Source organism: Streptosporangium sp. NPDC001559, assembly GCF_042893955.1.
Taxonomy (GTDB): Bacteria; Actinomycetota; Actinomycetes; order Streptosporangiales; family Streptosporangiaceae; genus Streptosporangium.
Genome location: NZ_JBIAVG010000031.1, coordinates 44,703 through 56,191, shown reverse-complemented (window position 1 = coordinate 56,191; position 11,489 = coordinate 44,703). Strand labels below are relative to the sequence as shown.

General features: G+C 71.8%; 9 protein-coding genes. 7 read left to right on the top strand and 2 right to left on the bottom strand.

Features of this window, described 5'->3' with window-relative positions; all coding sequences use genetic code 11:
* Nucleotides 1-136 precede the first annotated feature (136 nt).
* On the bottom strand, nucleotides 137-2,026 hold the full coding sequence (locus tag ACFYY8_RS41180; RefSeq protein ID WP_390050529.1) for an ABC transporter ATP-binding protein: 1,890 nt from the start codon (nucleotides 2,024-2,026) through the stop codon (nucleotides 137-139).
* A complete protein-coding gene (locus ACFYY8_RS41175; protein ID WP_390050528.1) occupies nucleotides 2,023-3,747 on the bottom strand; it encodes an ABC transporter ATP-binding protein in 1,725 nt (574 codons plus the stop codon). The genes ACFYY8_RS41180 and ACFYY8_RS41175 overlap by 4 nt, the downstream gene beginning before the upstream one ends.
* Before the next feature lie 416 nt (nucleotides 3,748-4,163).
* Between ACFYY8_RS41175 and ACFYY8_RS41170 the strand changes: the two genes are divergently transcribed.
* The 7 genes from ACFYY8_RS41170 (at nucleotide 4,164) to ACFYY8_RS41140 (ending at nucleotide 11,487) form a co-directional block, all read left to right on the top strand.
* The gene (locus tag ACFYY8_RS41170) at nucleotides 4,164-4,670 is read left to right on the top strand and encodes a hypothetical protein (RefSeq protein ID WP_390050527.1); all 507 of its coding nucleotides are present in this window, start codon (nucleotides 4,164-4,166) and stop codon (nucleotides 4,668-4,670) included.
* 10 nt (nucleotides 4,671-4,680) lie between these two features.
* A complete protein-coding gene (locus ACFYY8_RS41165) occupies nucleotides 4,681-5,793 on the top strand; it encodes a sensor histidine kinase (RefSeq protein ID WP_390050526.1) in 1,113 nt (370 codons plus the stop codon).
* On the top strand, nucleotides 5,790-6,512 hold the full coding sequence (locus ACFYY8_RS41160) for a response regulator (RefSeq protein WP_390050525.1): 723 nt from the start codon (nucleotides 5,790-5,792) through the stop codon (nucleotides 6,510-6,512). Before ACFYY8_RS41165 ends, ACFYY8_RS41160 begins: the two co-directional genes overlap by 4 nt.
* Nucleotides 6,513-6,725: 213 nt before the next feature.
* Entirely contained in the window at nucleotides 6,726-6,815 is a 90-nt protein-coding gene (locus tag ACFYY8_RS41155; RefSeq protein ID WP_184713936.1) for a K(+)-transporting ATPase subunit F, read from the top strand.
* A complete protein-coding gene (gene kdpA, locus ACFYY8_RS41150; RefSeq protein WP_390050524.1) occupies nucleotides 6,815-8,476 on the top strand; it encodes a potassium-transporting ATPase subunit KdpA in 1,662 nt (553 codons plus the stop codon). Before ACFYY8_RS41155 ends, kdpA begins: the two co-directional genes overlap by 1 nt.
* Before the next feature lie 2 nt (nucleotides 8,477-8,478).
* On the top strand, nucleotides 8,479-10,632 hold the full coding sequence (gene kdpB, locus ACFYY8_RS41145) for a potassium-transporting ATPase subunit KdpB (RefSeq protein WP_390050523.1): 2,154 nt from the start codon (nucleotides 8,479-8,481) through the stop codon (nucleotides 10,630-10,632).
* Nucleotides 10,633-11,487 carry a potassium-transporting ATPase subunit C gene (locus ACFYY8_RS41140; RefSeq protein WP_390050522.1) on the top strand — a complete coding sequence of 285 codons (855 nt, stop codon included), beginning with the start codon at nucleotides 10,633-10,635 and terminating at the stop codon, nucleotides 11,485-11,487.
* The last annotated feature ends 2 nt before the right edge of the window (nucleotides 11,488-11,489 follow it).

Here is an 11,489-nt window from a genome sequence, read left to right as displayed (position 1 = left end):
CCAAATCTTCCCTGTCAAACCGGTTTTCATAAACACCTTTACCCACCTCTTCCCGGGGCACCCCCCCACCCACCCCCCCGCCCCCCCCCCGGGGGGGCCCCCCCCGGGGGGGGGGCCCCCCCCCCCGCCCCCGCCGTTATCCGGGAGGCCTCCCCGGCAGGTCGGAGACGCTCTCCAGCCAGGCCCGGTGCAGATCCGCGAACCGGCCCGCGTCCCGGACGAGCCGATCGGGCGGCCCGTCCTCGACGATCTCGCCGCCCTCCATGACCAGGACCCGGTCGGCGATCTCGACGGTCGAGAGGCGGTGCGCGATGATCAGGGCGGTCCGGTCGGCGAGGATCGTGCGCATCGCCCGCTGCACCAGCCGTTCCCCCGGCACGTCGAGGCTTGAGGTCGCCTCGTCGAGGATCAGCACCGCCGGGTCGGCGAGGAAGGCCCTGGCGAAGGCGACGAGTTGCCGCTGTCCCGCGGAGAGCCGTCCGCCGTGCTTGCCGACCTGCGTGTCGTAGCCGTCGGCGAGCGCGGAGACGAACCCGTGGGCGCCGACCGCCTTGGCGGCCTCGACGACCTCGGCCGTGGTCGCCTCCGGCCTGCCGAACCTGATGTTGTCCGCGACCGACCCGGTGAACAGGAAGTTCTCCTGTGTCACCAGGACCACCGCCGTGCGCAGCGTCTCGTCGTCCAGGTCGCGCAGATCGACCCCGTCCAGCAGCACGCGCCCGGCGACGGGGTCGTAGAACCTGGCCACGAGCTTGGCCAGGGTGGTCTTGCCCGCCCCCGTCGTGCCGACCAGCGCCACACTCTGCCCGGAGGGAATCGTCAGGTCCATCCTGGGCAGCACGGGGGTCCCGTCCAGGTAGGAGAACTCGACCGCCTCGAACCGGACGCCGCCGCGTGGCCGTACCAGCGGCACGGGTTCACGCGGCTCGGCGACGTCGGGTTTCTCCTCCAGCACGCCGGAGAGCTTCTCCAGCGCCGCGCCCGCCGACTGGAAGGCGTTGTAGAACTGCGAGATCTCCTGCATCGGCTCGTAGAACTGACGCAGGTAGAGCAGGAAGGCGGCCAGCACGCCGACCGTGACGTCGCCGCCGAGCGCCAGCCACCCGCCGTAGAGCAGGATCACGGCGATCGTGACGTTCCCGATCAGTTTGACGACCGGTGCGAAGATCGAGATCAGGCGCATGCCCCGGATGTTGGCGTCGCGGTAGTCGACGTTGAGCCGCCCGAAGATCTCCTGGTTGCGCGGCTCCCTGCGGAAGGCCTGGACCGCCCTGACACCGGCCATCGACTCCACGAAGTGGACGATCAGCAGCGCGACCGTCTCCCGTGTCCTGCGGTAGGCGATGCTCGACTGCCGCCGGAACCAGCGGGTGAACAGCAGCAGCACCGGCAGCGGGAGCAGGGCGACCAGGCCGAGCCGTACGTCGAGGACGAGCAGCAGGACGGCGGTCCCGGTCAGCGTCAGCACCGCGGTGACGAGCCCGTCGAAGCCGGATTCGAGCATCTCGTAGATGGCGTCGATGTCGGAGGTGAGCCGGGAGACGACCCGGCCGGAGGTGTAGTCCTCGTGGAAGGACAGCGACAGCCGCTGGAAGTGGGCGAAGACCCGCCGCCGCAGTTCGAGCAGGACGTCCTGGCCGATGCGGCCGGAGCGCCTGAGGAACACCTGCCGGGTCGCCGCCTGGAGGGCCGCGGCCACCAGCACCGCCACGACCACCGCGACGAGCGTGCCCGGCCCCCGCCCCGAGGTCATCGGCGGGATGCCCGAGTCGATGCCCACCTTGACGAGGAACGGGATGGCCAGCGAGGCCCCGTTGCAGACCACGATGACCGCGACGAGCACCGCGATCTCCCGCCGGTACGGCCGCAGCAGCTCGGCCAGCAGCCGCCGCGACCGGGCGCGCAGCAGGAAGGAGGCCCGCTCGGACAGCTCATCCTGGTTCTCCGCGGCGACGCCCCGCCAGCCCGGGCTCTCGCCGGTCGTCGTCCTGTCCGTCTTCTGGTTCTCCTTCGTGGTCCCGCTCACAGCAGCGCCTCCTGTTCGTCCAGCGGCTCGTCGAGGGCCGCCGACAGCAGCTCGCGGTACTCGGGCACGGTCGCCATCAGCTCGTGGTGCGGGCCGACGTGGGTGATCGTGCCGTCGAGCAGCAGGGCGACCCGGTCGGCGAGCAGCACCGTCGAGGCGCGGTGCGCGACGACGATCCCGGTCGCGTCCCGCAGCACCCGCCTGAGCGCCTCCTCGACCAGCGCCTCGGTCTCGACGTCCAGGGCGGAGAGGGTGTCGTCGAGGACGAGGACCTTCGGCCTGGCCAGCACGGCGCGGGCCAGGGCCAGACGCTGGCGCTGGCCACCGGACAGCGACATGCCCTGCTCGCCGATCCTGGTCTCCAGCCCCCACGGCAGGTCGTGGACGAACCCGGCCTGGGCGATCTCGACGGCCGCCGCCATCTCCTCCTCGGTGGCGTCGTGCCGTCCCAGCGTGAGGTTCTCCCTGACGCTCATCGAGAACAGCGTCGGCTCCTCGAAGGCGGTGGCGACCATGGTGCGGAGCGCGGTCAGGGACAGGTCCCGCACGTCGTGGCCGTCGAGGGTGACCCGGCCCTCGGTGACGTCGTGCAGGCGGGGCACCAGCGAGGTCAGCGTGGTCTTGCCCGACCCCGTCGCGCCGACGACCGCCACCGTCTCCCCCGGACGGACGTCCAGCCAGACGTCGCGCAGCACCGGCCTGTCCGCGCCGGGGAAGGTGAAGCCGACCCCCTCGAAGCGCAGGTGCCCGCGGGGCCGTTCGACCACGTCCGTGCCGCCGACGATGGCGGGCTCGGTGTCCAGGACCTCCATCACCCGGTCGGCCGCGGTCATGGCCTCCTGGCCCATCACCAGGATGAAGCCGAGCGCGGAGATGGGCCACACCAACTGCAGCATCAGCGTGGTGAAGGCCACCATCGTGCCCAGGGTCAGCGCTCCCGTGCCGACCGCGAGCGCGCCGGTCAGCAGCACCACGGCGAGGGTGACGTTGGGGACGACCTCAAGGAAGGTGAAGAAGCGGGAGGACAGGCCCACCTTCTCCATCGCGGTGCGGTAGATCTTCAGAGCCATGTCGCCGAAGACGCCGCCGACGTACGGCCCCCGCCCGAAGGCCTTGATCGTGCGGATGCCCGCCGCGGACTCCTCGACCACGGTGGCCAGGTCGCCCTGCTGGTCCTGGACCCGGCGTGAGGCGTCGACGTACCCCCGCTCGAAACGCAGCGAGATGAGGGCGATCGGCAACGCCGAGGCGGCGACCAGCAGGCCGAGCGGCCAGTACATGTTCAGCAGCAGGCCCGTGACCGTCACGATCTGGACGCTGATCAGGACGAGGAAGAGCATGCCGAAGCCCAGGAAGCGCCGGATCGCCGACAGGTCGGTCGTCGCGCGGGACAACAGCTGCCCGGACTGCCAGGAGCCGTGGAAGCCCATCGGCAGCCGCTGGAGGTGGGCGTAGAGGTCGTCGCGGATGCTGGTCTCCACACCGAGGACGGCCTCGCCGAGCATCCATCTGCGCAGCAGGACCAGTAGCGCCTCACCCGTGCCGAGGGCCAGCGCGAGCAGGAACAGCGGGAGCAGCGCGCCGGTCTCACCGCTGGCGACGGGGCCGTCGATGACCTCCCTGCCGATCAGCGGGATGACGATGCCGATCCCGACCCCGGCCAGGGCGGCCAGCCAGATGACGATCAGCCGGGTCGTGTAGGGACGGAGGTAGGGCCGCAACCGCCACAGCGACGAGATCCTGGCACGGTGGCGGCGGGGGTGGGGTTGGGGGAGAGGGGAACGGGTGGTACCGGATTCTCGCGCTGGGGCGACGGTATCGGGGGGCATCAGCAGGCAGCACACTCCTTACTGGGTTCAGCACCGTCCTCGCAGAAGGGCCCGTAAAAGCTAAAACCCCCGTCAAACGGTTTTCCGCGTCACGGACCCCGGTGAACGCACGCCGGATCGGTCCCCCCGTCCGGCGTGCGGCGACCATCAGAGTGTCCGCAACGGTTCAGACGCCGACAACTGTCCTGAAAGTGGGCCTCCCCTGACATCGGGGCCACACGACCCGCGTCTCCACCCACGGGTGGAGTTCTCCGGTCTCCACCCGTGCTCCGATCCGCGCCACGGCCGCCGTCCCTACCGTCGGTGACATGGATTCGCTGCAGATCGCCGTCTTCTCCCTCGCCGTCCTCGCCCTCGTCGTCTACCGCCAGATGCGGACCCGGCCCGCCGAGGGACGCGGCCTGCTGGTCTTCGGCCTCATCCTGACGGTGGCCGGGGTGTACGGCGGCGGCCTCCTCGAGGAGGGACCGTCCGTCCTCGGTGTCGTCGTGATCGCCGTCGAGGCGGTCCTGGCCGTCGCCTTCGGCGCCCTGCGCGCCTGGACCGTGCGGGTGTGGCGGGAGGCCGACGGGGTCGCCTGGGCGAAGGGCACCAAATGGACCCTGGCGGCCTGGGTGGTCTCCTTCGCCGCCCGCCTGGCCCTGTTCGCCGCGGGCGGCGCGCTCGGCCTCACCTACCGGCCTGCCGCCGCCCTCGTCTTCGCGGGCCTGACCGTCGCGGCCCAGGCCGTTCTGGTCGCCAGGAGGGGGCGGACGCTCGGTGAGGCCGTACCGGCGTGGGTGCCCGCCTCGCAGCCTGCCGGACGGGATCGGTAACGTCCGTGGCGTGACGACGCGACTCAGGGACACCACGATCGCCCCCGTTGTCCTGCGGGCCGGGGTGATCGTGTTGTTCCTGATCGCGCAGGCGGGTTCCGGGGCCGGGTTCGGCCTGGCGGGGGAGAGGCTCGCGGTCACGCTCCTGGCCTTCGCCGTCGCCGGGTCCCTCGCCGTGGCGATCCTGCCGTCGGCGACCGGACCCTCGCCGCGCCTGCCGCTCCTCGGGGTGCCCGTCAAGGTCGCGGCCCTCGGCCTGACGGTGTTGCTCGCGGTCTGGCTGGACGCGGTGGCCGTCGACGGACCGGCCGTCGCGGTCCTGCTCTTCGGCGTGGGTACCGCCGCGGTCAGGCATCCCCTCGCCCGTTCGCTGCCGATCGGAGGGCTCGGGCTGGGCGGGCTGCTGACGGCCGGGGCGGCGGCCGGTGCCCTGGAGCGGGATCTCAGCCTGGCCTTCAGCCTCTGTATGGTCTTCATGATCGCCTACTCGATCAGGGAGCGCAGGGCCGCCAGGACCGCGCAGGATCGGGAGGCGGTGCTCGCCGAGCGCGCCCGCATCGCCAGGGAGATACACGACATCCTCGCCCACAGCCTGTCGGCGCAGATCGTGCATCTGGAGGGGGCCAGGATGCTGCTGCGCGCCGACCGGGCGGGAGAGGCCCTGGAACGGGTCGAGCGCGCCGGCGACCTGGCCAGGAACGGGCTTGAGGAGGCACGAAGGGCCGTGTCCGCGCTGCGGGAGAACCAGCCGCCGCTGCCCGAGGCGCTGCGGAGGCTGGCCGAGGAGTTCCACGCCGCGACCGGGCAGGAGTGCACCCTGCTGACGTCCGGCAGGGAACGGCGGCTGCCACCGGAGACCGAGCTGGCGGTGATCCGCACCGCCCAGGAGGCCGTCACCAACGTGCGCCGTCACGCGCCCGGCTCCCCGGCGACCGTACGGCTCGGCTTCCACGGCGGCTCGTGCGAGCTGGAGGTCACCAACCCTCTGGCGGACTCCCCGGGGACACCCGGGGGAGGATACGGGATCGTGGGCATGCGGGAACGGGCCGAGCTTCTCGGCGGGACGCTGGAGTCGGGGGAGCGTGAGGAGATCTTCCTGGTCCGGCTGCGGGTGCCCGCGTGAGGGCCCGGGTGCTGGTGGCCGACGACCAGGCCGTGGTCCGCGAGGGGCTGGTCCTGCTGCTCGGCCTGCTGCCGGACATCGAGGTGGTCGGCTCGGCCGGGGACGGGCTTGAGGCGCTGCGGCTGGTCGCGGAACTGCGTCCCGACGTGGTGCTGATGGACCTGCGGATGCCGAGGATGGACGGGGTCGAGGCGACCCGGGAGATCCGTGCCGCCTTCCCCGCGACCCAGGTCGTGGTGCTGACCACCTACTCGGACGACGAGTCGGTCTTCGCGGCGCTGCGCGCAGGGGCGCGCGGCTTCCTCACCAAGAGCGCGGGCGCGGAGGAGATCGGCAGGGCCGTCGCGGCGGTCGTCAACGGCGACGCCCAGCTCGACCCCGGCGTGCAGCGCCGCCTGCTCACCGCCGTGATGGGAGACGGCGCCGGGGAGCCCGCCGCGCCGCCGGGCCGTACCCGGCCCAGGACACAGGAGCAACGGGCGCGGCGGGAGCCGGGGCCGCTGCCCGACGGGCTGACCCCGCGTGAGGCGGAGGTGCTGCGCCTCATCGCCAGGGGACTGTCGAACGCCGAGATCGCCGCGGTCCTGTTCATCGGCGAGGCCACCGTCAAGACGCACATCAACAACCTGTTCGCCAAGGCCCGGCTGCGCGACCGGGTCCACGCCGTCACCTACGCCTACCGCGTCGGCCTGGCGGAGCCGGAGACCGGCGGGGCGTAGGGAACGCGTCAATAAACGGTGCGAAGGCGTATGGAACCCATCAAGGCGCGCAAAAATCCATAAATCCCGCGATTTCCTTGTTGCATGGCCGCCAAACGGCGGCCGGGAACGTATGCGCCAACAAGGAGTGAGGATGGCCGACGTCATCTTCGTCGCCCTGACGATCGCGGTCTTCGCGGTCCTCGGGCTCACCGTCAAGGCGGTGGAACGGCTGTGAGCGCCGTCAACGCCATCGGCCTGGCCGTGGCCGTCGTGCTGGCGGCCCTCATGGTCGCCGCCCTGTTGTTCCCGGAGCGCTTCTGATGTCACCGGCCCTGTCGGGGATCGTGTTCATCGCCTCCCTGATCGTCGCGCTTGCGGTGGTCCACCGCCCGCTCGGCGACTACATGTACCGCGTCTACACCGCCCCCGGGCACCTGGCCGCGGAACGGGTGATCTACCGGCTGGCCGGGGTCCGCCCCGCGGCCGGGCAGCGCTGGAGCGCCTACGCCCGCGCCGTGCTCGCCTTCTCCGCGGTCTCGGTCCTGCTGCTGTACGGCCTGCAACGCCTGCAGGACCGGCTGCCGCTGAGCCTGGGCATGCCCCCGGTCACCGGCCACGTCGCCTGGAACACCGCGGTCAGCTTCGTCACCAACACCAACTGGCAGGCCTACTCCGGCGAGTCGACCATGGGGCACCTGGTGCAGATGGCCGGGCTCGCGGTGCAGAACTTCGTCTCGGCCGCGGTCGGCATGGCCGTGGCGATCGCCCTGGTACGCGGCTTCGCCCGCGGCGGGAGCGAGGAACTGGGCAACTTCTGGGTCGACCTGGTACGCGGCTCGGTCCGGATCCTGCTACCGATCGCCTTCACCGGGGCGCTCGTGCTGGTGGCGGGCGGCCTGGTGCAGAACCTCGCCGCGCCGTACGAGGTGACCACCCTGACCGGCGGCACCCAGGCGATCACCGGCGGTCCGGTGGCCAGCCAGGAGATCATCAAGGAACTCGGCACCAACGGCGGCGGCTTCTACAACGCCAACTCCGCCCACCCGTTCGAGAACGCCACCGGCTGGACGAACTGGGTGGAGATCTTCGCGATCCTGCTGATCCCGTTCGCGCTGCCGCGCACCTTCGGCCGCCTGGTCGGCGACCGGCGGCAGGGATACGCGATCGTCGCGATCATGGCCACCATCGCCGTCGTCGGCGTCGCGGTGCTGACCGGACTGGAACTGGCCCACGGCGGCACCGTCCCGCAGGCAGTGGGAGCCGCGACCGAGGGCAAGGAGGTGCGTTTCGGCGTCGCGAACTCCGCGACCTTCGCCGCGGCCACCACGCTGACCTCGACCGGCGCCGTCAACTCCTTCCACGACTCCTACACCGCGCTCGGCGGCATGGTCACGATGGTCGACATGATGCTGGGCGAGGTCGCGCCCGGCGGCGTCGGCTCCGGCCTGTACGGCATGCTGGTGCTGGCGGTGATCACGGTGTTCGTCGCCGGGCTGATGGTCGGCCGCACCCCCGAGTACCTGGGCAAGCGGATCGGCGCCCGCGAGATCAAGCTCGCCTCGATGTACTTCCTGGTCACCCCGGTCCTGGTGCTCGTCGGCACCGCGCTGGCGATGGGCTCGCCCGAACAACGCGCGAGCATGCTCAACGGCGGGCCGCACGGCCTGTCGGAGGTGCTCTACGCCTTCACCAGCGCCTCCAACAACAACGGCTCGGCCTTCGGCGGCCTGTCGGCGGGCACCCCGTGGTACGACGTCGCGCTCGGGCTGTGCATGGCCCTGGGCCGCTTCCTGCCGATCGTGTTCGTCCTGGCCCTGGCCGGCTCCCTGGCCCGCCAGGACCCGGTCCCGGTCTCGGCGGGCACGCTGCCGACCCACCGGCCGCAGTTCGTCGGCATGGTCGTCGGCGTGACGGTCGTCCTGGTCGCGCTGACCTTCCTCCCCGCCCTGGCGCTCGGCCCGCTCGCAGAAGGAATCCGGTAGACGTGTCCACCCCAACGCTCCAGGCCCCGGCCCCGGGCAACCCACGCAAGGAGAGCCGGGTCGGCGGCGGCCTGCTCGACCCCGCACAACTGATCACCTCCCTTCCCGCCGCGTTCACGAAGCTCAACCCGGCCACGCTGTGGCGCAACCCCGTCATGTTCGTCGTCGAGGTCGGCGCGGTCTTCACCACCGCCCTCGCGATCCTCGACCCCTCGTTCTTCGCCTGGGCCGTCGTGGTCTGGCTCTGGCTGACCGTGCTCTTCGCCAACCTCGCCGAGGCCGTGGCCGAGGGCCGGGGCAAGGCGCAGGCCGCCACCCTGCGCGCCGCCAAGCGCGACACCGTCGCCCGCAGGCTCAAGGACTGGCGGCCCGGCGCCGAGGAGACCCCCTACGACCGGGTCGGCGCGCCCGAACTGCGGCAGGGCGACCACGTGGTCGTCGAGGCGGGGGAGATCATCCCCGGCGACGGCGACGTGGTCGAGGGCATCGCCAGCGTGGACGAGTCGGCCATCACCGGCGAGTCCGCGCCCGTCATCCGCGAGTCCGGCGGCGACCGCTCCGCCGTCACCGGCGGCACCAAGGTGCTCTCCGACCGGATCGTCGTACGGATCACCCAGAGACCGGGGGAGAGCTTCATCGACCGGATGATCGCCCTGGTCGAGGGCGCCGACCGGCAGAAGACCCCCAACGAGATCGCCCTCAACATCCTGCTGGCCGCGCTGACCGTCATCTTCCTGACCGCGACCGTCACCATGCAGCCCCTGGCCGTCTACTCCAAGGCCGTCAACCCCGGGGTCCCCGACTCACTCGCGCTGACCGCCGACGGCGTCAGCGGGATCGTGCTCGCGGCCCTGCTGGTCTGCCTCATCCCCACCACGATCGGCGCCCTGCTGTCGGCGATCGGCATCGCGGGCATGGACCGGCTCGTGCAGCGCAACGTGCTGGCCATGAGCGGCCGCGCGGTCGAGGCCGCGGGGGACGTCTCCACACTGCTGCTGGACAAGACCGGCACCATCACGCTCGGTAACCGGCAGGCCGCCGAGTTCGTCCCGGCGCCCGGCGTCTCCGCCGGGGAACTGGCCGAGGCGGCCCAGCTGTCCAGCCTCGCCGACGAGACCCCGGAGGGCCGCTCCATCGTCGTGTTCGCCAAACAGGCCTACGGCCTGCGCGAACGCGCCCCCGGTGAGCTGGCCCACGCCGAGTGGGTGCCCTTCACGGCCCAGACCCGCATGTCCGGGGTCGGGGTGGACGGCCGCCAGGTCCGCAAGGGCGCGGCGACCGCGGTGATGAAGTGGGTGCGCGACCACGGCGGCCACCCGACCGGCGAGGTCGGCGCCATCGTGGACGCCGTCTCCGCCTCGGGAGGCACCCCGCTGGTCGTCGGCGAGATCACGGGCGGCCCCGGTGGCACCGCCAGGGTGCTCGGCGTGATCCACCTCAAGGACGTCGTCAAACAGGGCATGCGCGAACGGTTCGACGAGATGCGCAGGATGGGCATCCGCACCGTCATGATCACCGGCGACAACCCGCTGACCGCCAGGGCCATCGCCGACGAGGCCGGGGTCGACGACTTCCTGGCCGAGGCCACCCCGGAGGACAAACTCGCGCTGATCCGCAGGGAACAGCAGGGCGGGCGGCTGGTCGCGATGACCGGCGACGGCACCAACGACGCCCCCGCCCTCGCCCAGGCCGACGTCGGGGTGGCCATGAACACCGGCACCTCCGCCGCCAAGGAGGCCGGGAACATGGTCGACCTGGACTCCAACCCCACCAAGCTCATCGAGATCGTGGAGATCGGCAAGCAACTGCTCATCACCCGGGGCGCGCTGACCACCTTCTCCATCGCCAACGACGTCGCCAAGTACTTCGCGATCATCCCGGCGATGTTCGCCGCCGTCTACCCGGGCCTGGACGCGCTCAACGTCATGCGGCTGGCCAGCCCGCAGTCGGCGATCCTGTCGGCGGTGGTGTTCAACGCGATCGTCATCGTCGCGCTCATCCCCCTGGCCCTGCGCGGGGTGCGCTACCGCCCGGCAAGCGCCTCCAGGCTGCTCAGCCGCAACCTGTACGTCTACGGCCTGGGCGGCGTCGTCGCGCCGTTCGCCGGGATCAAAGTCATCGACCTGCTCATCCAGTTCCTTCCGGGGATGTCTTAAATGGAACGCCTGCCCGGCTGGCTCAGCCGCCACCTCGCCGCCCTGCGCGCGCTGCTCGTCCTGACCCTGCTCCTCGGGCTGGCCTACCCCCTGGCCGTCACCGGGGCCGCCCAGGCCGTGTTCGGCCACCGGGCCGACGGATCCCTCCTGCGGAAGGACGGCCACGACGTCGGCAGCGAGCTGATCGGCCAGAGCTTCACCGACGCGGACGGGGTCCCCGTCAGGAGGTACTTCCAGAGCCGCCCCTCCGCCGCGGGCGACGGCTACGACCCGCTGGCCAGCGGCGCGAGCAACCTGGGGCCCGAGGACGTCCTGGACGTCCTTCCCGTGCCGGGCGCCGAGGACGCCGGCAGACGGTCCCTGCTGACCCAGGTCTGCGCCCGCTCCAGGGCGGTCGGGGAGCTGGAGGGCGTCAGCGGTGGCAGGCCGTACTGCACGCAGGACGGGGTCGGCGCGGTGCTGAAGGTCTTCCCCGCGACCGGCGCCCCGCGGCGGGTGGTCAGCGCCAACCAGGCCTGCCCCGCAGTGCCCTTCCTCGCCGTCTACCGGGGCGTCGGCGTCACCTGCGCCAGGCCGGGGGAGGACCTGTCGGCGGGCCGTACGGTTCCGGTCCGCGGCACGGCGGTCGCGGTCGTGCCCGCCGACGCGGTCACCGCGAGCGGCTCCGGCCTCGACCCGCACATCTCCGTCGCCTACGCCGAACTGCAGGCCCCCCGGGTGGCCGGGGAACGCGGCCTCGGCGTGACGAGGGTCAGGGAGCTGATCAGGGAGCACACGACCGGCAGGTCCCTGGGCTTCATGGGAGAGGCGGCGGTCGACGTCCTGGAACTCAACCTCGCCCTCGACAGGGGATGATC

Bases quoted from the DNA above. Each gene is read 5' to 3' on its own strand.
- ACFYY8_RS41170 (WP_390050527.1), top strand. From the start codon at position 4,164: ATGGATTCGCTGCAGATCGCCGTCTTCTCCCTCGCCGTCCTCGCCCTC.
- kdpA (WP_390050524.1), top strand. From the start codon at position 6,815: ATGTCACCGGCCCTGTCGGGGATCGTGTTCATCGCCTCCCTGATCGTC.
- ACFYY8_RS41140 (WP_390050522.1), top strand. From the start codon at position 10,633: ATGGAACGCCTGCCCGGCTGGCTCAGCCGCCACCTCGCCGCCCTGCGC.